Below are 20,711 nucleotides of genomic sequence, written 5' to 3'. Positions count from 1 at the left end.
TACGTGCTGGAAATCGCCGCTAATGGCGCCATCGCTGTCAGCTACGATCTCGCGCCAGCCAACGCCGTGGGCAGCTTGTCCGAAGCCGGGCTATCCGTGCTCGCGCCCGGAGGAACAGACGAATTCCGTTGGATCGGCCAAGGACCATACGCCGGCTATCCGGGCAAGGACAGGCTCAACGAATTCGGCTTGTACCACCTGAACCGCGCCGACCTGCGCTTCCAGGGCAACCGGCGCGAGACGGAACTGGCCTTGCTCACCAGCGCCGGCGGCGCGGGCTTCGCGCTGTCCATGCCCGCCGCCGACGTGGCGGTGGAACGCAGCGCCGACGGCACGCTGCTCAGCCATAACGCACTGATCGCCAGTCCGGGCAACAAGGGCACCACGCCGGAAATCGCCATTCCGCTGGACGCGTCGCCCCGCGTCGCCGGTGCCTTCACGCTGGTGCCGGTGCCGGGCGCGTGGCCCTCGGCGCTGGCGCGCTGGTTCGGCCAGCCGGCCGCCGCGAAGGACGTCTTCAAGCCGTTCTATCACAGCTATGACCAGTAAGGCTGCTTACGTACTTGCGGCCAGCGCCTGGTAGGCTTCCCAGCTGGCCCGCTCCACCCAGTTGCGCAGCAGCTTGCCGTCCTCGCCCACCTGCCAGATGGCGGTGCCGGTGAAGCTGACCTCGCGCTGATCGGGCGGCAGGCCGAACATGCCATTGTTGCGGCCACTGACGCGCCAGCGCGACGCCACGCGGCTGCCGTCCTCATTCTGAAAGGTTTCGACAACGTCGAACTGCAAGCCGGAGATCAACTGGTTGAACTGCCTGGCCCACGCCTTGAAGCGCTCCCGTGAGACGACATCCACGCCGCCCGAAGTGATGACGAAATCCTCCGCGCAAAAGCGGTCGATGGCGTCAAAGTCCTTGCCCTGCCAAACCGCCGCCCAGAACGCCTCGACGATGTTCACTGCATCTTGCTCGCTCATGCCAGTCTCCTGAGATAGACAAATCCCGCGCCGGCCGCCGCAGCCGCCATCAGCACGAGGGAAAAGGTGGTGGCGCCTGCCGCCATGCCGGCATGGTCTATCAGGTAGCCCGCACCCACCGGCAGCAGGCCTGCGGGGATATAGGCGCCAATGTTCAGCAGGGCGTTGGCTTGCGCGCGGTGCTGGTCCGGGACGTTGGTGCCGATGGCTGTCAGGCCGCCCAGCTGTCCCTGACCCTGGCCCATGCCCGCCAGTACGGCGGCGGTCAGCAGCAAAGCCGGTTGCGCCGCATGCACGGCCCAGATCATCGTGCCCATGGCCAGCACGGTGGCGGCTGCGCCGAGCAGCAGTATCGTCCGCACCGGCAGTTGCCTGACGGCGAACTGCACGCCGGTCGCGCTCATGAACATGAGGCAGGCCATGCCGCCTGCCACGAGCGGACTGTCTACGTGCAGCAGCCTTGCCAGCAACGCGGGGCCGAGCGACAAGACGAAAGAAGTCGCCGCAAGGCCGGGCGCGAAGACTGCGACGCCCAGCGCAAGATCCCGCCGGTTACGGCGCGGCACGGACGGCAGGCGGAGGCCGGTGGCGGATGGGGCACTGGCGGGCGCGCCAGGCGTTGGGCTGGCCAGCGGCAGGGGCGAGCGCGAGGGCGAGGGCGATGGCGAGGGCACCGGCAAGGGCGATGGCGAGGGCGCCGGCAAGGGCAGCGCCATCGCCACGCCGAGCGCCGACACCAGCAGTAGGAACTCGATGCCGAAAATTGCCTGCACAGGCTGCGCCATGCCCTGCGCCAGCGCTCCGGCCAGCAGCGGCCCCAGTCCCGCGCCCAGCACCATCGCGACCGAAGCGGCCAGCGCCGCTTGCCGCTTGCGCTGCGGGCCGCCCACGTCCACCACAGCCGCCATGCCGGCGGATACGATGGCGCCCACTGCCGCGCCGCTGAGGAAGCGCGCCGCAATCAGCGCCGCAACCGATCCTGCTGTCGCAAACAGGCCGCAAGCCGCCATCGCGGCGAGAAAGGCTGGCACCAGCACCGCCTTGCGTCCCAGCCGCTCGGAGAGCTGGCCGGCGACCAGCAGCGCGGCCAGCAAGCCTGCGACGTAGGCGGCGAAAATCACCGTGGAGGTGGCCGACGAAAAGGCGAACTGCCGCTGCCAGTGCACATACAGCGGCGTGGCTGAATTGGACAGGATGAACACCGCCGTCACCATCCACGCGGCAGCGGCGATTTTCCTGCCGTCTCCCGGCGATGCCGGACGGCAGGCCATGTCCGGAATGGCGACGGCGGTTTGATGCGTAGTCATGATGTGCTCCTTGCTTGCAGATGTTTGGTATTCTGCCGGGGACGCACAAGGAGCGAAATTCCCCAATAATTCACCTGGCTTGTGAGGAAATACCCATGTTCGACTGGGAAGATCTGCGCCATTTCACCGTGTTCGCGCAGGAAAAATCGCTATCGGCCGCCGCGCGCCAGCTCAAGGTGGACCACGCCACAGTGGCGCGCCGCCTGGCGGCGCTGGAAGCTGCGCTGGGCCTGAAGCTGGTGGAGCGGCGTCCGCGTGCGTATTTCTTGACGCCCGACGGCGAGCGTATCGCCGAACTCGGGCAGCGCATGGAGCAGGAATCGCTTGCGGTGCAGCGCACGGCGTTCGCCGGCCAGGCCACCATCGCCGGGGAAGTGGCGGTCAGCGCGCCGCCCGCTTTGGCGGCGGCGCTGATCGCGCCCCGGCTGGGCGAGCTGCGCAGCCACTACCCGGACCTGCGCCTGCGGCTGGACGGCGACACGCGCAACGTGTCACTGATGCGGCGCGAAGCCGACATCGCTATACGCCTGAGCCGTCCGGCGGACCCGGAACTGGTGGTGCGCCAGCTGGGCGCGGTGGCATTCTCTCTGTACGCCACGCCTGCCTGCCTGCAAGGGGACGGTGGCCGCACCTACATCGCCTATGACGCCAGCATGGACGAGACGCCGCAATACACCTGGCTGCTCGAACAGGCCGGCGGCGCCGCTTCGGTGGTCCTGCGCAGTAACGACCTGGCCATCCAGGCGGCAGCGGCTGCGGCGGGCGTGGGCATCGCCGTGCTGCCGGACTTCCTGGGCGGGCAGGACCCGCGCCTGGTGCGCGTGCCGCACCGTGGAGCAGGCCTGAAGCGGGAGATTTGGGTGGCCGTGCACAGCGACTTGCGGCACGCGCCGCGCATCCAGGCGGTGATGGCTTTTCTGGCCGGGTGCCTGGAGCAGGGCGTGGCAGCGTAGGCTAAGCTGTCAGGGAAGTGCAGCGCGGCGCGCCAGCCAGGCTTCGTAGCGCGGCTTCGTTTCAGGCGCGGTAGGCGGATACAGGCCGATGACCGGCACGCCGCGCTGCACTTCCTCCAGCACGAACGCTTCGAAGCGCTCCATCTCCACCGCGTCGCGCGCCACTTCGTCGGCCAGGTGCAGCGGGATGCAGACCACGCCATCGTCGTCGCCCACCATGATGTCGCCGGGGTAGACCGCCACGCCGCCGCAGCCGATGGGGGCGTTGATGTCGAGCGCGTGGTGGCGTATCAGGTTGGTGGGGGCCGATGGCCCGGCGCACCAGGCGGGCATCTCCAGCGCGGCGATGCCTGCCGCGTCGCGCAGCCCGCCGTCGGTGACGATGCCGGCCGCGCCGCGCACCTGCATGCGCGCGGCCAGGATGCTGCCGGCCGACGCCGCCGAAGCGTCGCCCCGGCAGTCCATCACCAGCACCGCGCCCGGCGGGATCTCTTCGACCGCCACGCGCTGCGGGTGGCGCGGGTCGCGGAACGCCTCGATGCCGTCCAGGTCCTCGCGCGAGGGGATGTAGCGCAGCGTGTAGGCCGGGCCGGCCAGGCGCTGGCCAGGCTTGAGCGGGCGCGCGCCCTGGATGAAGACGTTGCGGAAGCCGCGCTTGAACAGCAGCGAGGTGAGGGTGGCGGTGCTGACGGTTTTCAGAGCGGCCAGCGTTGCCTGCGTGGTCGGGTGCAGGGTCATGGATTATCCTCGTTCAAAGCGGGTCATGCTGAAGCGGACCTGGCTGCTGGTGATGCCCTTCAGCTGGAAGTACTCGTCCCATTTCGCGCGGCTGGTGGTGTGGCCCCGCGTGGCGGGGTCCTGGGCTTGCAGGTAGTCGCCGAACTTGAAGTAGATGTTGCCGCTGTCGGGCTTGATCTGCGTGCGGGCCGTCTCGATGGCGCCGTGTTGCGCGGTGCTGACCGCGACCATGGCGGCGCCGCCGGTAAAGCGGATGTCCAGGCCGAAGGTCTCGCCGGAGCGCACCGTGCCCAGGGCGGTGGTGACTTCCTTGCCGTCTGCACCCTTGAGCCGGGCCAGCACGTCGAACACGCCGTTGCCGTCCTTGCCGTCGATGCCGGCCTGGTCTGCGGTGTCCTGCACGTAGACCTTCACCAGCGTGTCCAGGCCCTCGGCGTGGTACTGGGCGACGATGGTCTTGGCGCCTGCGGGCAGCGTGGGCGTGACTTGCGCGGAGAAGTGTTCGCGCGTGGCCGCCACGGCTTGCCGGTACTGCTTCAGGGTCTTCAGCTCGTGGCGGTAGCCGTGGCCGTGGCCGGAGTCGTACTTCGCTTGCAGGGCGCTGAAGGCGAGCGTGCCGGTGTAGGGCGAAGGGAAGGGCGAGCCGCCTTCCGCTTCGAATAGCGCGGCCAGGTCGTCCCTGGACGTGTAGCCGCTATCGGGGCCGGACCGTGCGCCGGGCGCATCGGGCGTTCCGGTCGCACCGGATGCCCCCAATGCTCCCAACGCACAGGTGGCCAAGGCTGCGGCAAGCAATGGCGCCAGTCCCGCGCGCATCAGATCACCAGCTGGGTTTGCGTGCCCAGCTTCTCCATGGTGAGCCGGACAACGTCGCCCTTCTTCAGGTACTGCGGCGGTTTCAGCCCCATGCCCACGCCTCCCGGCGTGCCGCTGACGATGACGTCGCCCGGCAGCAGCGTCATGAACTGGCTCAGGTAAGACACAATGTAAGCGACCGGGAAGATCATGTCCGACGTATTGCTGGCCTGCTTGCGCTCGCCGTTCACGCTCAGTTCCATGTCCAGGTCCTGCGGGTCGGGAATCTCGTCGGCGGTGGCGATCCATGGGCCGATCGGGCCGAAACTGTCGAAGCTCTTGCCCTTGAACCACTGCCCGTTGCGGTGGTTCTGCCAGTGCCGTTCCGACAAGTCGTTGGCCAGGCAGTAGCCCGCCACGTGCCGCAGCGCGTCCTCCTGCGCCACGCTGCGCGCGGTGCTGCCGATGACGATGCCCAGCTCGATCTCCCAGTCCGTGTGCTCGGAATGGGGTGGCAGCAAGATCGCGTCATTCGGCCCGCTCAGCGACGTGACGGCCTTGGTGAACACAATCGGCTCCGCCGGCAGCGCCTGCCCCGATTCCTCCGCATGCCTGCGGTAGTTCAGCGCGATGCCGATAAACTGGCGGACGCCCGCCACCGGCACGCCGATGCGCACGCCGTCCCCCACCAGCGGCAGCTTTTCCAGATCGATGGCCGCCAGCACCTGCAACTTCCCTGGCTCCAACCACTCCGGGGTCAGATCCGGCATCACGCCACTCAAGTCCCGGATGCGGCCCTGCGCATCGATGGCGGCGGGCTTTTCGGCGCCGGGCGCGCCTACGCGTAGCAGTTTCATGGATTGCGCTCCTGATTCATCACTGTTTCATCATGCTGTCGAGCAGCGGCTGCATGGCGTCGGCCCACAGCTGGTAGCCGGCCGCGCCGGGATGGAGCTGGTCCGGCATGATGGATTTGGGGATGCGTCCATCCTGGCCGAGGAAGACGGCGCCAATGTCGAGGAAGCGCACCATCTTGCCGTCGTCCAGCGCCGCCAGGTCGCGGTTGACCGCGTCGATGGTGGCCATGCGTTTTGCGGCTTCTTCCACGGCGGCCGGCGTGATGGGGCCACCCTTGGGATCGCGCGGGCCGCGCGGGAAGATGCCCAGCACGAGTATCTTCGTCTCCGGCAGGCGGGCGCGCACCATCGCCACGATCTTGCGGTCGGCGGCGGCGATTTCCTCGGCGTTGTAGTCGAGGCTATTGTTGGTGCCCATCATGAGCACTGTGACCTTGGGCGCGATGCCTTCCAGTTCGCCGTGTTCGATCTGCCAGATCAGGTTTTGCGTGCGGGCGCCGCCGATGCCGAAGTTGGCAGGCTGATACTTGCCGTAGTAGGCTTCCCAGATGTGCGGTGCGCGCTGCCAGCCTGCCGTGATGGAGTCGCCCAGGAACAGCAGTCCGACCGGGCCGCTTTTCGCGCGCGCCAGGAAACGGGCGTGCAGTTGCAGGAAGGTGCTGTCCTGCTTCTCGAAGGCTTCGGAGGCGCTGAGTTTGGGCTTGGGCTGCGCAGCTGCGGGCGCTTGCGCGGCTGCCGGGAGCGGGAGCGCCGGCGTGCCTGCCAGCGCACCCGTCAGCGCACCGGCGAGGGCGGCGGCGAGCAGCAGGCGCTTGTGGAACGCGGCGGCCATCATACCGCCTCCCCGTGCGGCTGGACCCGGGCCACGGGACCGCCCAACCAGACCGACACGAACACCAGCGGCACCAGCAGGGCGCCCAGCACGAAGAAGGGCGTGTAGTTGCCGCCTGCCGTGAGTTCGGGTACCAGCTGCATGCAGATGATCACGCCCAGCACGGCCGAGGTGCCGCTCAGGCCCGCCAGCGAGCCGACGGTTTTACCGGAGAAGAAGTCGCTCGGCATGGTCTGGATGTTGGTGATGGCGGCCTGGAAGCCGAACAGGATCACGGCAATCGACAGCACGGCCAGCAGCGGCGTGGCGGCGGCGGCGCTGAACAGCAGCGCGGGCAGCATCAGCGCCAGGCCCAGGCCGATCACCAGCTTGCGGGCGCGGTTCACGCTCCAGCCGCGCTGCAGCAGGCGTCCGCACAGCCAGCCGCCGGACAGCGCGCCGATGGCCGCGCCTACATAAGGCACCCAGGCGAAGATGCCGATCTGCTTCACGTCGAAGTGAAACTTCTCGTTCAGGTACAGCGGCAGCCAGGCCACGAACAGCCACCAGATCGGGTCGATGAAGAAGCGCGCGGCGATCACGCCCCAGCTCTGGCGGTGGCGCAGCAGCTGGCCCAGCGTGGGCACGTATTCGGCTTCGCGCGTGGCTTCGCTGCGCTGGCCGGTGAGGATGTAGCCGCGTTCTTCCTCGGTGATCCAGGGGTGCGCATTGGGGCCGGATTTGTAGATGATCAGCCACGGCACCACCCAGATGAAGCCCAGCACGGCGATCAGCAGGAAAGTGGTCTTCCAGCCGAAATAGGCGTACAGGATGGCGATCAGCGGCGGTGCGATGATGGAGCCGAGCGAGGCGCCGGCGCCGAATATGCCCTGCGCCAGTGCGCGCTCGCGGATCGGGAACCATTCCGCCACCGCCTTGGTGGCGCCCGGCCAGTTGCCTGCTTCGCCCACGCCCAGCAGCACGCGGAACAGGCCGAAGGACAGCGCGGAGCGCGCCACGAAGTGCAGGCCGATGGACACCGACCACACCAGGATGGACAGGATGAAGCCGACCCGCGTGCCCAGCGCGTCGAACAGCTTGCCGAACAGCGTTTGCCCGACGGCGTAGCCGATCAGGAAGACGGTGACGATGTTGGCATAGTCCCGTTTGTCCATGCCCAGTTCGGCCGCTATGCCCGGCCACATCACCGCCAGTGCCGAGCGGTCGATGTAGTTGATGATCGTTGCGATGGCCACCAGGGTAATGACCAGCCAGCGCAAACCTGCCATTGTTTTCATGCGCGATTCTCCAGGATGTCTCTGTCTTATGGTTGTTGTTTAGTGCGCTGCCAGCTGGGCACGCGTGGGCAGGCCTTCGCAGTCGCCCCGGAACTGCACCACGCGCGCGCCGATCGCATTGCCGCGCGCGGCGGCAGCTTGCAGCGGCAGCCCCTCCAGCAGCGCGCTGACGACGCCCACCGCGAAGCCGTCGCCGGCGCCCACGGTATCGACCACCTTCCGCACCGGCACGCCTGGCGCGATGCCGCGTCCTTCCGGGCCGGCGTAGTAGGCGCCCTGCGGACCAAGCTTCACCACCACCTGCCGCGCGCCGCGTGCCAGGTAGAAGTCGGCGATAGCTGGCGCCTCGCCGCAGCCGGTGAGCAGCTTGCCCTCGGCCAGGCCGGGCATCACCACGTCGGCCAGGCTGGCCACGGCGTTGACGGTGTCGATCATCGCCGCCTGCGTGGGCCACAAGCGCGGGCGCAGGTTGGGGTCGAAGGTGACGATGCGGCCCGCGTCGCGCGCCTGCGCCGCCATGGTCAGTATCATGTCGCGGCAGGTGTCCGACAGCGCTGGCGTGATGCCGGTCAGGTGCAGCAGGCGCGCCTGCTGCCAGGCGCCGCCCGGGATGTCGGCGCGCGACATGTGGCTGGCGGCCGAGCCGCGCCGGAAGTACTCCACTTCCGGATCGCTGCCGTCGGTCGCCATGGACTTGAACATGAAGCCCGTCGGGTAGCGCTCGTCCACGCGCACGTGGCGCAGGTCGATGCCTTCGGCGGCCATGAAGTCCAGCAGGTTGCGGCCCAGGCTGTCCTTGCCCAGGCTGCTCACGTAGCCGACGCGGAGGCCCAGCCGGCTCAGGCCGACGGCCACATTCAGCTCTGCGCCTGCAGTGGCGCGTTCGAATTCGCTCACGCCCGCCAGCGGGCCTGGCTGGCGCGCCATCAGCAAGGCCATGGCCTCGCCGACGGTGACGACATCGGGTATCAGCATTTCATCCATGGCGCGTCCCTCAGAATTTCATGCTGGTGACCAGCGTGGCCTGCTTGCCTGCCGGGAGCGACATGCGCAGCACATTGCCGCGCTGCTGCTTCGGCCCCTTGTCGACATTGCCCGGAGGCCCGGCCGAGACCACGAGGCCCGGCTCCACCACGGCCTGCATGTTCTTGCCGCGCGCCTCCACCTTCAGCGCCGACGGCCGGCCTTCCACCACGAAGCTGCGCTCGGCCAGCTGCTTGATGTCGCGGTCGCCATGCACTTGCGCGGTCAGCACCACGGGCTTGCTGGCGCGCAGGGTATCGGTGGTGGTCCAGGCGCCGCGCGCAAAGCTGAAGCGGCGCTCCAGCCTTTCCACGCCCAGCTCGGGGCGGTAGGCGCCGGTCAGGTCGGCCACGATGTCGGCGTGGTCCTTGCCCAGCGTGAGCTTGGTGATGCGGATGCTGTCCAGGCGCGCATACGGATATCCGGCGAATGCGTCATGTCCGCCGCCCTCGTTGGCCTGGCCCTGGCCGTCCACCAGCAGCGTGTTGCTGATCTTGCTGCTCGGGACACCGGCGTAGCCTTTCGGGCCGGTCAGGTAGCTACCGCCGCCGAACAGGATGAAGCTGCCCGCGTCCGGGTGCGAATGGCCCATGGACAGGTGCCAGTCCGGCATCTTGGCGATCAGCGCAGCCGCGTGGTGGCCTTCGGGCGGACCGGCGCGGAAGGCGAACGCGGTGGCTTTGCTGGTCCAGTCGCTGCGCCAGTACACAGTGCCCAGGTCGTCGAAGTGGTGATGCGGCGCGATGGCGGACATGGGCGCCGCCGCCAGCTTGTCGTCATACCATTGCAGCGACCAGAAGTCTTCCGCGCACACGTGGCCCAGCGACTGCATCCACGCCGCCACGCCCTGCGCCTCGGCATCGCCGAAGCGTTGCGCCAGGCGGTACAGCAGGTTGTAGTTCGAGTGCAGCTTGCCGTTGGGGTGCGTGCGGTCCGGCTCGTGGCCGACACGCGAGCGGGTGACAGGGCCTTCGAAGGCGTCGCCGAAGTCGAAGATATCCTGGCCGTTGGGCGTGATCGAGTGCGCCATGTACAGGTGCGCCTTGCGCAGCGCCGGCAGGTCGTACATGTCGTCGCCGGCCGCATGGGCGAAGGCGTCCAGCGCGTGGACGATCCACGGCATGGAAAAGATCCAGTACTCCACGCCTTCGTAGAAGTAGCCGTCCGGCGAGGCCACGGCCAGCACGCGGGTGAAGATGGCGCGCGACAGCGCAGCCCAGCTGGCCGCTTCCGGCACTTCGTCGAACACCGCGTACGCCGCCACCGCCAGTCCGGCGATGGGGATGAAGCAGTGGTTCTGGCTGTACGAATAGGACTTGCCCGGTTTCGGCATGAAGTGCGCCGCAAGGATGCGCGCCTGGCGCACCAGTTTTTCGCGGTAGCGGGTGCGTTCCTCGACGGTCAGCACGTCAAATAGCAAATCGTAGGCGGTGCCCATGCCGTACAGCAGGTGGCCCGCGGCCAGGTCGATGTCCGGTTTGCTGTAGGTGTAGCCCCATACCGGATAGCTGACCGCCGCATCCATATAGTGCTTGGCGCGTTCCAGGTAGCGCTGGCCGCCTTCGATCTTGTAGGCCAGTGCCGCGCCGACCATGCCGATGCCGACCGTGTTCTGCGCGCGGCGCGTCTGCGCCGGCGACGCTTCCGGCTCCGCGTGCATGGCCACCAGGCCGGCCAGCGCCTTTTCCCAGATGGCGCGGTGGCTGCCGCGCGCGCGCTGGCGCAGCTGTTCCAGGCCGGCGGCGGTGGTGAACACGCGCGGGTGCACGCCGTTCAGTTCAGCGCGCAGCGGGGCCGGATGCTGTTCCATCAGCGTTTGCAGCGGATGCACGCCGCCGAAAGTCGGCTCGCCCTGTTTGGTGCCGAGCGCCTCGCGCGAATCCTGCGCCAAGGCGGGCAGGCCGGTAATGGCGCCGCCCAGCGCGGGCAAGGCGGCGGCTGCGGTGCCGAGGAAGCGGCGCCGTGTGAAATGCTTGTTCATGGAGTCTCCCGGGCGTATCAGTAGAGGCCGAGGCCACCGTTGACCTGGATGATTTCGCCGGCCAGGAAGGCGGCGCGCCCGGATGCCAGGAACACCACCACGTTGGCCACGTCCTCCGGTTCGCCTTCGCGGCGGGCCGGGGTGCGTTCGGCGATGGCGAGGCGGTTGGCCGGGGTGTTGAAGGTGTCGTGGAAGCGGGTGGCGATCAGGCCGGGCGACACGCCGTTGACGCGGATGCCGAGCGGGCCGACTTCCTTGGCCAGTGCGCGCGTGAAGGTGGCCACCGCCGCCTTGGACGAGGCGTAATGCGCCGAGCCTGGGCCGCCGCCGTCGAAGGCGGCCAGCGAGGACATGGTGACGATCACGCCTTGCTTGCGCGGCTCCATGCGCTTGAGCGCGGCCTGGCAGATCAGGAAGGTGCTGGTGAGGTTGAGGTTCATGGCCTCGTTCCACAGCGACAGCGGCATGTCCACCACGCGGCAGCGCTGGATCAGGCCGCCGATGTTTGCGAACAGCACGTCGATGTCGCCGATGGCGCCTTCGGCCTCGGCATACACCTGCTCGGCCACGGCGGCGTCGGTCAGGTCGGCCTTGATGGCCTGGGCGCGGCGGCCCATGGCGCGGATCTGCGCCACCACATCATTGGCTTCGTCGGCGCTGCTCCAGTAGGTCAGCACCACGTCCGCGCCGGCTTGCGCCAGTGCCAGCGAAGTGGCCTTGCCGATGCCCGATGCGCCGCCCATGACCAGGGCGCGCTTGCCGTTCAATTCTTTTCCGATGGGTTCCATATGTCTCTTTCCAGTGTGGATGGTTTATTTTTTCGGCGCCGCGGTGGACGCCCTGACGATCAGTTCCGGCGCAAACAGCTCCCCGCCCGGCGCGCTGGTGGGCGCCAGGATGCGCTGCACGGCCGCATCGGCCATGGCCTGGATGGGCTGGCGCAGCGTGGTCAGCGGCGGGTCGTGTGCGGCCGAGAAGAAGATATCGTCGATGCCGATCAGCGAAAAATCTTCCGGGATGCGCTTGCCCAGCTGCTTCAGGCCGATGCCGATGCCGATGGCCATCATGTCGTTGATGGCGATGGCCGCCGTCGGCTTGCCGGGCGCGGCCAGCAGGCGCGCCGCCGCGCTGCGGCCCAGCTCGAACAGCTGCGTATCGCCGTGCGGATCGCTGGGCGCGTCGGTGGCGTCGGCGATCACCAGCTCGCCGCTGATGCCGGTCTGCGCCACCGCGTGCTGGAAGCCGCTCACGCGCTCCTGGCGGTTCAGCGTGTACGGCGGCGGCGTCACCAGCGCGATGGAGCGGTGCCCCAGTGCCACCAGGTGGGCCACCGCCATCGCCGTGGCGGCCGCGTTGTCCACCGAGATGGTGGTGATGCGGTCGTGCCGCTCGTCCGAGCGCTTGATGTCGAAGGCCACTACGGGACAGCGCGCCGTCATGGCCGCCAGGTGGTCGGTGTCGCTCAGCGCAGAACCGGTGATGATGCCCTGCACGCCGTAGGACAGCAGGTCCGCCATCACCGCGCGTTCCCGGCCCGGATCGCGGAAGGTGCTGAAGGTCATCACGTGGCAATGGTGTCTGGCAGCGGCGGCCTCCACGGCGCAGGCGAGCGAACCGAAGAACTGGTTGGCCAGCGAGGGCACCAGCAGGCCGACCATGGCCGCCACGCCGGTCTTGAGCTGGCGCGCCGCGCTGTTGGGACGGTAGCCCAGCTGCTCGATCGCCTGCTGGATCTTGCGCTGGGTGTCCGGCCGCATCTGGCCCATCCGGTTGTTCAGAAAATTCGAGATGCTGGAGGTGGACACGCCGGCGAGGCGCGCCACGTCCTGAATTTTAGGTTCGCTCATGTTTTCCTTAGCAGTTCTTAGAAAGCCGCATCCAGGCGGATGGTGGCGTAGCGGAAGGCATCGCGCGCCGGCTGCCAGCCGAGCGACTTGATGTCCGGCCCGGAGGCGCGCTTGAAGTTCAGGAAGGAACCGACGTTGCCCGACGCGTAGTGATGGTCGGCCACGTTCTTGAGGCCTATCGAGAGCTTGTACTTGCCTTTGTCGTCCGACATCGATGCTCCCAAATCAACGATACCATAGCCGGGACGGTTCAAACTCGGGTCCTGGCTGATGGCGCCCTGCACGCGCGACTGGGTGCGCCACTGCACGTTGAAGCTGGTCTTGAACGGCAGCCAGCCTTGCGGCACCCGGTAGTCCGCGCCCATGCTCAGCTTCCACTTCGGCGCGTTCGGCATGGTGCCGCCGCTGGCGTCGCGCAGGAAGGCGCCCGGCACCAGCTCGTTGGGCACGGTGCAGTCCTTGGCGCCGCTGTAGCAGGGCCCCTGGGTCCAGTTCAGGATGGTGGCGCGGGTGAAGGCCAGGCTGGCGTTGAGCTGCAGTTCGCGCGTCAGCAGCACCGTGGTGTCGGCCTCGAAGCCCTTGGTCTGCAGCGCCGGGATGCTGTACAACACGCTGGCCTGGCTGCCGTCCGAGAAACGCTCGGTGGCCGAGGTCTGGTAGTCGTGGAAGCGGGTGCGGAAGGCGGCCGCGTTGAAGGTGGCGCGGTTGTTCCACAGGTTGGCCTTGAAGCCCAGCTCGAAGCTTTCGGCCGTCTCCGCGGCCAGCGGCAGGCGCTTGAACACGTTGACGTTGTTGGCGCCGCTGGTCATGTCGTAGGCCACGCCCTTGCGGCCGGTGGCTGCCGAACCGTAGGCCATCACGTCCGGCGTGAAGTGGTAGCTGTAGGCCAGCTTGCCGGTCACGCCGGTTTCATCGTGCTGCGGCGCGCGGTAGAAGTTCTCGCCGGTGTGCACATTGTTCGGCGCGCTGGACGACAGGCTGTCGATGGTGTGGAAAGTGTAGTTGTTCGACTCGCGGTTCACGCGCAGGCCCGCCGTCAGCGTATTGCGGGGCGCGAAGTCCCAGGTGCCGTTGGTGTAGATGGCGCGGTTCAGGTTCGACGACGTGGTTTCGTAGTTGGTGAAGTTGGTCTCCTTCACGAAGGGATTGCCACGGTAGTAGCCGCGATCGAGGCTGTTGCGCGCGATCCAGATGCCGACCAGGTAGCGCAGCGCGCCTTCGTCCGGCGACGTCAGGCGGAATTCCTGGGTGGAGGTCTTGCTGTCGCTGGTGCCGTTGATTTCCGGAGGGTCCGCGATGCCGGACGGCTTGCCCTGGTGGTTCACCTGGTAGAAGGTGGAGATCAGGTCGATATTGTCGTTGTCGCGGAAGTCGTTGGACAGGTTCTTCACCACCGAGGAGATCGAGGTCAGCGCGTGGCCGCGCAGCGGCGAGCTGTCCTGGAACTGGTAGTTGATGCGCACGCCGATGCCGCGGTTGGTCGATTCCAGGCCGGTCGGCGAATCGTTGCGGATGTCGCGGTTGAAAGGACTGACGTTGATGCCGCGCAGGACTTCGGTGTTGGACAGCGCCGTGTAGTTCTTGTTGTACAGGTAGCCCACGCCCGGATCGATGGAGGTGATGGCGGCGGTGTTGCCGGTGGAGAGCGAGTGGTCGTACTGCGGCGTGATCATGACGTCCAGGTCGTTGTTCACCTTCCACATGAACTTGGTGACGAAGCTCTTGCCGCCGGAGCCGTTCTGCTTGCGGCCCGTGGTCAGGTTGTTGAGCAGGCCGGGGAAGTTGGTCTTGCTGGCGAACAGGCGCATGGCCACGTCGTCCGACAGGCGCCCGCTCAGCGCAGCGCTGGCGCGGTACTCGTCGTCGCTGGACTTGAACAGGCTTACGTTGGTCTTCATCGGGCCGGCGCCGATAGGCTTGGTGGTCATCACCACCGCGCCGGCGATGGCGCTCTTGCCGAACATGGTGCTTTGCGGGCCTTTCAGCACTTCCACGCGCGCCACGTCGGCCTGGTCCTTGAACGCCTGCTGCGGCTGGGCGTAGGGCAGGTCGTCGATGATGACGGCGATGTCGCCCTCGATGCCGAGGTTGTTCGACGTGGTGCCGATGCCGCGCATATTGATGCTGTTGGTGCCCACCTGCGTGCCGACCGAGATCGACAGGGCAGGGGACAGGTTGACGATGTCGTTAAATTCGCGCACGTTATTGCGCTGCATGTACTCCTCGCCCAGCACGGTGATGGACTGGGGCACGTCCTCCAGCTTTTCAATGCGGCGATTGGCCGACACCACCACGGTTTCCAGTTTCAGTTGTTCGCCGGCGGCCGGCGTTTGCGCCGCCTGCTGCGCCTGTCCGGGCGCGGCGATACCCAGCATCAGCAGCGCGGCGGCTGTTGCTATCGGTGTTGGGCGGTGCCGTGGGGCAGCCTGCCACTGTTTACCAGTCATCTTTGTCTCCGTTATCGGTTTTATAGGTCAGAACTGTATCGATTTACTGTAACGTTACAGTGAAACGGCAAAAAAATATAGAACTATGTGCCATTTGAGCCGGTTCTTCGTGCCGGTCGCTTGTTAAACGTTTTACTGTAACGATTTAGCGATATTAACCCAGGCAGCTTTGAAGTCAATAGAAAAATGCAAGGGGCGTATCTTTTCTGTTGACGCTGCCGCGCCGATTGCCTATCATTCCAGCAAATGACAACGTTGGACATTTTGCGGATAGCCGCAACGGCCAGCGTCAAAAACAATGCAAGGAGACGGTGTGGCAACGATTCATGATGTGGCCGACAAGGCCGGCGTGTCGATCAAGACGGTATCGCGCGTGCTCAACGGCGGTACCGAAGTATCCGAGAAGACCCGCACCCGTATCGAGCAGGCCATGCGCGCGCTCGAGTTCACGCCCTCGGCGGCGGCGCGCATGCTGCGCGGCAGGCCGACGGGGCTGGTGGCCGTGATTGCGGAAAAGCTCACCACCACGCCCGACTCGTCCGAGATCATCAAGGGCATCCAGCAGGTGTGCGAGCAGATGGGCAAGGTACTGCTGATCGGCGAGACTGGCGGCCATGCGGATGTCGCCAGCCGGCTGGTGGCCGACCTGCGTGAACGGCGCGTGGAAGCCATCCTGTTCGCCACGCCGTTTCACCGCCAGGTGGCGTTGGAGGCGCAGCTGGGCAGCACGCCCACCGCGCTGGCGAATTGCTTCGAGGCGCCCGGCCGCTACATGCAGGTCATTCCCGACGACGAAGGCGGCGGCTATGCCGCAGCGCAGATCGTGCTGCAGGCCGGGCACCGCAAGATCGCATTCCTGCAGCTGATACCCGGCATGGTGGCGACCGGACTGCGCCTGCGCGGATTTCACCAGGCCATGCGCGAACATGGCGTGACGCCCAAGCCGGAATGGCTGATCCACGGCGCCGAGGCCGGCCAGGCCGACGAGTTCTCGCACCTGTCGGACGCCGTCGAGCGGCTGTTCGCCAGCGCCGACCGTCCCACCGCCATCCTGTGCGGTAACGACAAGATGGCCATGCGGGTGATCTTCATCCTGCAGCGGCGCGGCTTGCGGGTGCCGGCCGATGTCTCCATCGTCGGCTTCGACGATTTCCGGCTCATCTCGGAGGCGCTCGATCCCGGCCTGACCACGGTGGCGCTGCCATACCGCGAGATAGGCGAGCTGTCCGGCCGTCATGTATTGGAGCAGGGCGATATGGCCGCCGGGACCGTGCGGGTGCCATGCTTGCCGGTGATGCGCGGTACGGTTGCCGCGCCTGCGGTGCCAGCCGCCGCGAAGGCCAAGCGATGATGCGCGCATCGGCCATGTCACGGCGCAAGGCGGGCGCGCCCATGGCGGCGTTGTCGGCGGCGTTCTCGGCGCCGTTGCCAGCTGCCCTGCTGGCTGCGCTGCAGGCCGCGCTGCCGGTGCAAGCGCTGGCCCAGGCCCCGGCGCAGGCTGCGCCTGCCGAAATCAAGCTGTGGCGCCACGACACGGGCGACCTCGAAATGGCGGCCGGAAAGGCTGCGGTGGAACGCTTCAACCGTTCTCAGTCGCGCTGGAAGGTCACGGTGGAGGCGATTCCGCAAGGCTCGTACACGGAATCGATCACCGCCGCCTCCATGGTGGGCCAGCTGCCATGCGTGATCGCGATGGACCAGCCCATCGTGCCCAACTTCGCCTGGGCCGGCCATGTGCGCCCGCTAGACAAGCTGCTGCCGGCCGACGCCGTGGCGCGGCTGCTGGAGGGCGGGCGCGGCACCTACAAGGGACAGCTGTACAGCGTTGGCCAGGTGGACGTGGTGCTGGTGCTGTTCGCGCGCCGTTCGCAGCTGGCCGCGCTGGGCATGCGCACCGCAACCATGGAGCAGCCTTACACGGCGGCCGAGTTCCACGACCTGCTGGCGCAAGCCAGGCGCAGCGGCCGTTTCCGCTTCCCGCTGGACCTGAACGCGCGCTTCAAGGGCGAATGGTACAGCTACGCGTTCTCGCCCTGGCTGCAGAGCGCCGGCACGGACCTGATCGACCGCGCCAGCTATGTGCGGGTGGACGGCGTGCTCAATAGCGATGCGGCGGTCAGCGTGGGCCGCTACTACGGCCGCCTGTTCAAGGACAAGCTGGCCGAACGCAACCCCGCCGACGACAAGGCATTCGAACAGGGCCGCGTGCTGTTCCACTACACCGGTTCGTGGAAGGCGCGCGAATACAGCGAGCGTTTCGGCAGCGACCTGGTGGTTATGCCGCCGCCCGATTTCGGCCACGGCCCCAAGGTAGGCGCGGCCTCCTGGCAGTGGGGCATCACGCGCAGCTGCAAGCAGCCCGAAGGCGCGGCGGCCTTTCTCGCGCACCTGATCTCGCCAGAGGAAATCGCCGCCGCCTCGCGCACCACCGGGCTGGTGCCGGTGAGCGCCGAAGGCGCGGCGCTGACGGAGCACTACCGGCCGGGCGGCGACTGGCGCATGTATTTCGAGTTCGCCCGGCGCTACGCGGTGGCGCGGCCAGCCAGCCCGGCGTACCCGGCGCTGTCGTCGGCCTTCGAGAAGGCCATGGCCGACATCCGCAGCGGCAAGGACGCCGCCGAGGCGCTGGACCAGGCGGTGGATGCGATGGAACACAATATCGCGCGCAACAACGGCTACGGCTACGGCCTGGCGGCGCGCAAATCGGGAGGCGGCTTATGAAACGTACACCAGGCCAGGACAGTCCCTTCGCGGTGGCGCTGTTCGCGTCGCCGGCGCTGCTGCTGTTCCTGCTGTTCGTCGGCTTGCCGATGCTGTTGGCGGCCGGCGCCACGCTCACCAACCACAGGCTGATGTCTCCCGAGCCCACGCAGTACGTGGGCCTGGACAACTACCGGCGCCTGCTGGCGCTGGACCTTGTGGTGGTCGAACCCCTGGGTGCCGGGGCGGATGGCGAAGTGCGCTACCCGACCTGGCGCCAGATCCGCAAGCAGCATCCGGACCTGGGCGGCTACCGCGAGGCGCTGCACGTCGACGCCGGCGGCAAGCGCATCGTGCTGGCAGCCACCGATCCGCTGTTCTACCGTTCGCTGATCAACACCTTCCTGTTCGCCGCCCTGGTGCTGCCGCTGCAATGCGGCGCCGCCCTGGGACTGGCGATACTGGTGAACCAGAAGGTGCGCGGCCGGATCTTCTTCCGCACCGTCTACTTCGCGCCGGTCGTCACCTCCATGGTGGTGGCGTCCATCGTGTGGGCCTTCATGCTCAACACGGACCGCGGCATGCTGAATGAACTGCTGCGCGGCCTGCTGAACGACCCCAACGCCGGCCCGGACTGGCTGGGCGACAGCCACTACGCCTTGCCTGCCATCGCGCTGATGTCGGCCTGGCAGGGCGCGGGCTTCCAGATGCTGGTGTTCCTGGCGGGCCTGCAGTCGATCTCGCCCGAGCTGTACGAAGCGGCCACGCTGATGGGCGCGAACGCCTGGCAGCGCTTCGTGCACGTCACCTTGCCCGGCCTGCGCAACACCATCATCTTCGTGCTGGTGTCGACCACGCTGCTGGCCTTCGGCCTGTTCACGCAGGTTGACGTGATGACCTCCGGCGGTCCGCTCGATTCGACATCGACCGTGGTGTACCACGCCGTGCGCAGCGGCTTCAAGGAACAGGACATCGGCTACGGCTCCACCATCACGCTGGTGTTCTTTGTCATCGTGCTGGCGCTGTCCGCGCTGCAACGGGTGCTGGTATCGAAAGGAGATGCGAAATGAAGGCCGCACGGGGCAACAAGGCAAACAACAAGGTCCGCGACGCCATGCTATTCCTGGCCATGAGCGCAATCGGCATGGTGTTCATTGCGCCGCTGCTGTTCATGTTCATTTCATCCTTCAAGGATGATGCCGCGATCTTCGCCAACCTGAACAGCTGGTCCGCCTATCTGCCTTCGTCCGGCTGGTCGATGCGCAACTACAGCGCCGTGTTCGAGAAGAGCGACCTGCCCAGGTTCCTGCTCAACTCCACGCTGATCGCCGGGCTGGTGGTGGTGGGCGGCATCCTGGTCAACAGCATGCTGGCCTTCTCGATTGCGCGCATGCGCTGGCGCGGCAGGCAACTGGCGCTGGCCCTGGTGGTGGCGATGGTGATCGTGCCGTTCGAAGTGATCGCCATTCCGCTGCTGTCGCTGGTGGCGCGCCTGCCGTGGCCGGGATTCGAGCACGGCCAGCTGGTGCTGCACACCGGCTGGTTCAACAGCCTGCACGTCCAGGTGATCCCCTTCCTGGCCAACGCCTTCTGCGTGTTCCTGTTCTACCAGTTCTTCCGCGACATCCCGGCCGAGCTGGACGAAGCCGCCAAGATGGACGGCGCGGGACCATGGACCATTTACAGCCGCATCATCATGCCCAACAGCGGCCCGGTGATCGCCACGGCGGCCATTGTGCTGTTCATCTCTGCATGGAACCAGTACCTGTGGCCCATCATGGTGATCCAGGGCGAGGCTTTCCGGCCGGTGCAGCCGGGCATACAGCAGTTCTTCGGACGCACCAATTCGTGGGGGCAGATCATGGCCTACGCATCGGTGATTACTCTCCCCGTGCTCGCGGTGTTCCTGGCCTTCCAGCGGCAGTTCGTCGCCTCGGTTGCCGGCGCCGGCGTCAAGGGCTAACTTTGGAAGCATCATGACACTACAAATCAGCGACAAATTCATCTGGGACTTCTGGCATTTCGAGGAGCAGGGCGAGCAGCACCTGTTCTTCCTGCAGGCCGACCGCGCCATTGGCAATCCCGACCTGCGCCACTGGAACGTCTCGGTCGGCCACGCCGTGTCGACAGACCTGCGCAGCTGGACGCCGCTGGGCACCGCCTTCGGCCCGCAGGCCGGCCCGGCGTGGGACGACTACACGACATGGACCGGTTCGGTCATCAAGGCCGAAGGACGCTACCACCTGTTCTACACCGGCACCTGCCGCGCCGAGAACGGCATGCGGCAGCGCATCGGCCATGCCGTTGCGGACAGCATCAACGGCCCCTGGCAGCGTGTCGGCAACGGCCTGGCGCTGGACCTGGACCAGCGCTACTACGAGGAATACGAGGAAGGCCGCTGGCACGACCGCGCGCTGCGCGACCCCTGGGTGCTGCCGGAGAAGATCGACGGCATGTACCACATGTTCTACACCGCGCGCCGCAACGACGGCCCGATCTACGAGCGTGGCGTGATCGGCCACGCGGTATCGGCCGACCTGGTGCACTGGGAGGCCACCGCGCCGGTATATGCGGGAGGCCACTACGGCCAGCTGGAAGTGCCGCAGGTGTTCGAGCGCGGCGGGCGCTGGTATTGCGTGTTCTGCAATGTGGCGGCGCACTGGTCGGAGCAGATGCGCGCGGCGCACAACGGCGGCGTGTCCGGCACCCACTACCTGGTGGCCGACAATCCGCTGGGACCGTGGCAGCCGGCGCCCGGCTTCCTGGACGGCGATGCCCCGTGCCGCCGCTACGCCGGCAAGATCCTGCGCGACCCCGTCACCGGCAAGGACTGCCTGATGGCCTTCGAGGACACCGGCGCGGACGGCAGCTTCTCAGGCCGCATCGGCGACCCGATTCCGCTGCGGATGGAGGCCGGGCTGTACCTGGTAGACGACCTTTTGGCCGAAAAATGACAACGATAGACATCGCCAAATAATGAGA

General features: G+C 67.1%; 19 protein-coding genes. 7 read left to right on the top strand and 12 right to left on the bottom strand.

Annotated elements, in window-relative coordinates; translation table 11 throughout:
* The first annotated feature begins 3 nt into the window (after positions 1-3).
* The gene (locus tag ACFJI2_RS11885; RefSeq protein WP_377705192.1) at positions 4-549 is read left to right on the top strand and encodes a hypothetical protein; all 546 of its coding nucleotides are present in this window, start codon (positions 4-6) and stop codon (positions 547-549) included.
* A 6-nt stretch (positions 550-555) separates the two neighbouring features.
* On the opposite strand, the gene ACFJI2_RS11880 is transcribed toward ACFJI2_RS11885, so the two are convergent.
* Both ACFJI2_RS11880 and ACFJI2_RS11875 read right to left on the bottom strand, forming a co-directional pair.
* Positions 556-972, bottom strand: coding sequence for an ester cyclase (locus ACFJI2_RS11880; protein ID WP_377705190.1), 417 nt, complete (start codon positions 970-972; stop codon positions 556-558).
* Positions 969-2,279 carry an MFS transporter gene (locus ACFJI2_RS11875; protein WP_377705189.1) on the bottom strand — a complete coding sequence of 437 codons (1,311 nt, stop codon included), beginning with the start codon at positions 2,277-2,279 and terminating at the stop codon, positions 969-971. The genes ACFJI2_RS11880 and ACFJI2_RS11875 overlap by 4 nt, the downstream gene beginning before the upstream one ends.
* A gap of 95 nt (positions 2,280-2,374) precedes the next feature.
* Between ACFJI2_RS11875 and ACFJI2_RS11870 the strand changes: the two genes are divergently transcribed.
* A complete protein-coding gene (locus ACFJI2_RS11870) occupies positions 2,375-3,232 on the top strand; it encodes a LysR family transcriptional regulator (protein ID WP_377705188.1) in 858 nt (285 codons plus the stop codon).
* A gap of 9 nt (positions 3,233-3,241) precedes the next feature.
* On the opposite strand, the gene ACFJI2_RS11865 is transcribed toward ACFJI2_RS11870, so the two are convergent.
* From ACFJI2_RS11865 to ACFJI2_RS11820, 10 genes are read right to left on the bottom strand one after another with little or no spacing between them, the layout of a single operon-like run.
* The gene (locus ACFJI2_RS11865) at positions 3,242-3,964 is read right to left on the bottom strand and encodes a ribonuclease activity regulator RraA (RefSeq protein ID WP_377705825.1); all 723 of its coding nucleotides are present in this window, start codon (positions 3,962-3,964) and stop codon (positions 3,242-3,244) included.
* A gap of 9 nt (positions 3,965-3,973) precedes the next feature.
* Positions 3,974-4,726 carry a polysaccharide lyase family 7 protein gene (locus ACFJI2_RS11860; protein WP_377705187.1) on the bottom strand — a complete coding sequence of 251 codons (753 nt, stop codon included), beginning with the start codon at positions 4,724-4,726 and terminating at the stop codon, positions 3,974-3,976.
* Positions 4,727-4,785: 59 nt separating this feature from the next.
* Positions 4,786-5,622, bottom strand: coding sequence for a fumarylacetoacetate hydrolase family protein (locus ACFJI2_RS11855; protein WP_377705185.1), 837 nt, complete (start codon positions 5,620-5,622; stop codon positions 4,786-4,788).
* Between the two features lie 19 nt (positions 5,623-5,641).
* Entirely contained in the window at positions 5,642-6,457 is an 816-nt protein-coding gene (locus tag ACFJI2_RS11850) for a GDSL-type esterase/lipase family protein (protein WP_377705183.1), read from the bottom strand.
* Positions 6,454-7,731, bottom strand: a complete 1,278-nt coding sequence (locus ACFJI2_RS11845; protein WP_377705181.1) for an MFS transporter — start codon at positions 7,729-7,731, stop codon at positions 6,454-6,456. Before ACFJI2_RS11845 ends, ACFJI2_RS11850 begins: the two co-directional genes overlap by 4 nt.
* Before the next feature lie 39 nt (positions 7,732-7,770).
* Positions 7,771-8,715, bottom strand: coding sequence for a sugar kinase (locus ACFJI2_RS11840; RefSeq protein ID WP_377705179.1), 945 nt, complete (start codon positions 8,713-8,715; stop codon positions 7,771-7,773).
* Positions 8,716-8,725: 10 nt separating this feature from the next.
* On the bottom strand, positions 8,726-10,735 hold the full coding sequence (locus tag ACFJI2_RS11835) for a DUF4962 domain-containing protein (protein ID WP_377705178.1): 2,010 nt from the start codon (positions 10,733-10,735) through the stop codon (positions 8,726-8,728).
* Between the two features lie 17 nt (positions 10,736-10,752).
* The gene (locus ACFJI2_RS11830) at positions 10,753-11,523 is read right to left on the bottom strand and encodes an SDR family NAD(P)-dependent oxidoreductase (RefSeq protein ID WP_377705177.1); all 771 of its coding nucleotides are present in this window, start codon (positions 11,521-11,523) and stop codon (positions 10,753-10,755) included.
* A gap of 24 nt (positions 11,524-11,547) precedes the next feature.
* Positions 11,548-12,582: a LacI family DNA-binding transcriptional regulator gene (locus ACFJI2_RS11825; RefSeq protein WP_377705176.1), complete on the bottom strand. Its 1,035-nt coding sequence runs from the start codon at positions 12,580-12,582 to the stop codon at positions 11,548-11,550.
* Positions 12,583-12,599: 17 nt separating this feature from the next.
* A complete protein-coding gene (locus tag ACFJI2_RS11820; protein WP_377705175.1) occupies positions 12,600-15,029 on the bottom strand; it encodes a TonB-dependent receptor in 2,430 nt (809 codons plus the stop codon).
* Between the two features lie 313 nt (positions 15,030-15,342).
* Here ACFJI2_RS11820 and ACFJI2_RS11815 point away from each other — a divergent pair, with 313 nt between their 5' ends.
* The 5 genes from ACFJI2_RS11815 to ACFJI2_RS11795 are packed head-to-tail and all read left to right on the top strand — an operon-like array spanning position 15,343 to position 20,683.
* Positions 15,343-16,380 (top strand): LacI family DNA-binding transcriptional regulator, encoded by a 1,038-nt coding sequence (locus tag ACFJI2_RS11815; protein ID WP_377705174.1) that lies wholly within the window; start codon positions 15,343-15,345, stop codon positions 16,378-16,380.
* Positions 16,377-17,750: an extracellular solute-binding protein gene (locus ACFJI2_RS11810; RefSeq protein WP_377705173.1), complete on the top strand. Its 1,374-nt coding sequence runs from the start codon at positions 16,377-16,379 to the stop codon at positions 17,748-17,750. Before ACFJI2_RS11815 ends, ACFJI2_RS11810 begins: the two co-directional genes overlap by 4 nt.
* Positions 17,747-18,799, top strand: a complete 1,053-nt coding sequence (locus ACFJI2_RS11805; RefSeq protein WP_377705172.1) for a carbohydrate ABC transporter permease — start codon at positions 17,747-17,749, stop codon at positions 18,797-18,799. Before ACFJI2_RS11810 ends, ACFJI2_RS11805 begins: the two co-directional genes overlap by 4 nt.
* Complete coding sequence (locus ACFJI2_RS11800; protein WP_377705171.1) at positions 18,796-19,692, top strand: carbohydrate ABC transporter permease; 897 nt, start codon at positions 18,796-18,798, stop codon at positions 19,690-19,692. The genes ACFJI2_RS11805 and ACFJI2_RS11800 overlap by 4 nt, the downstream gene beginning before the upstream one ends.
* A 13-nt stretch (positions 19,693-19,705) precedes the next feature.
* A complete protein-coding gene (locus ACFJI2_RS11795; RefSeq protein ID WP_377705170.1) occupies positions 19,706-20,683 on the top strand; it encodes a family 43 glycosylhydrolase in 978 nt (325 codons plus the stop codon).
* The last annotated feature ends 28 nt before the right edge of the window (positions 20,684-20,711 follow it).

The sequence above is a fragment of the Pseudoduganella sp. UC29_71 genome (assembly GCF_042693265.1).
Lineage (GTDB): Bacteria > Pseudomonadota > Gammaproteobacteria > Burkholderiales > Burkholderiaceae_D > Rugamonas.
The sequence above is the reverse complement of the archived record's forward strand: the minus strand, read 5'-3'. Positions and strand labels throughout refer to the sequence as shown.

Bases quoted from the DNA above. Each gene is read 5' to 3' on its own strand.
- ACFJI2_RS11880 (WP_377705190.1), bottom strand. From the start codon at position 972: ATGAGCGAGCAAGATGCAGTGAACATCGTCGAGGCGTTCTGGGCGGCG.
- ACFJI2_RS11875 (WP_377705189.1), bottom strand. From the start codon at position 2,279: ATGACTACGCATCAAACCGCCGTCGCCATTCCGGACATGGCCTGCCGT.
- ACFJI2_RS11870 (WP_377705188.1), top strand. From the start codon at position 2,375: ATGTTCGACTGGGAAGATCTGCGCCATTTCACCGTGTTCGCGCAGGAA.
- ACFJI2_RS11855 (WP_377705185.1), bottom strand. From the start codon at position 5,622: ATGAAACTGCTACGCGTAGGCGCGCCCGGCGCCGAAAAGCCCGCCGCC.
- ACFJI2_RS11850 (WP_377705183.1), bottom strand. From the start codon at position 6,457: ATGATGGCCGCCGCGTTCCACAAGCGCCTGCTGCTCGCCGCCGCCCTC.
- ACFJI2_RS11845 (WP_377705181.1), bottom strand. From the start codon at position 7,731: ATGAAAACAATGGCAGGTTTGCGCTGGCTGGTCATTACCCTGGTGGCC.
- ACFJI2_RS11840 (WP_377705179.1), bottom strand. From the start codon at position 8,715: ATGGATGAAATGCTGATACCCGATGTCGTCACCGTCGGCGAGGCCATG.
- ACFJI2_RS11835 (WP_377705178.1), bottom strand. From the start codon at position 10,735: ATGAACAAGCATTTCACACGGCGCCGCTTCCTCGGCACCGCAGCCGCC.
- ACFJI2_RS11830 (WP_377705177.1), bottom strand. From the start codon at position 11,523: ATGGAACCCATCGGAAAAGAATTGAACGGCAAGCGCGCCCTGGTCATG.
- ACFJI2_RS11825 (WP_377705176.1), bottom strand. From the start codon at position 12,582: ATGAGCGAACCTAAAATTCAGGACGTGGCGCGCCTCGCCGGCGTGTCC.
- ACFJI2_RS11820 (WP_377705175.1), bottom strand. From the start codon at position 15,029: ATGACTGGTAAACAGTGGCAGGCTGCCCCACGGCACCGCCCAACACCG.
- ACFJI2_RS11810 (WP_377705173.1), top strand. From the start codon at position 16,377: ATGATGCGCGCATCGGCCATGTCACGGCGCAAGGCGGGCGCGCCCATG.
- ACFJI2_RS11805 (WP_377705172.1), top strand. From the start codon at position 17,747: ATGAAACGTACACCAGGCCAGGACAGTCCCTTCGCGGTGGCGCTGTTC.
- ACFJI2_RS11800 (WP_377705171.1), top strand. From the start codon at position 18,796: ATGAAGGCCGCACGGGGCAACAAGGCAAACAACAAGGTCCGCGACGCC.
- ACFJI2_RS11795 (WP_377705170.1), top strand. From the start codon at position 19,706: ATGACACTACAAATCAGCGACAAATTCATCTGGGACTTCTGGCATTTC.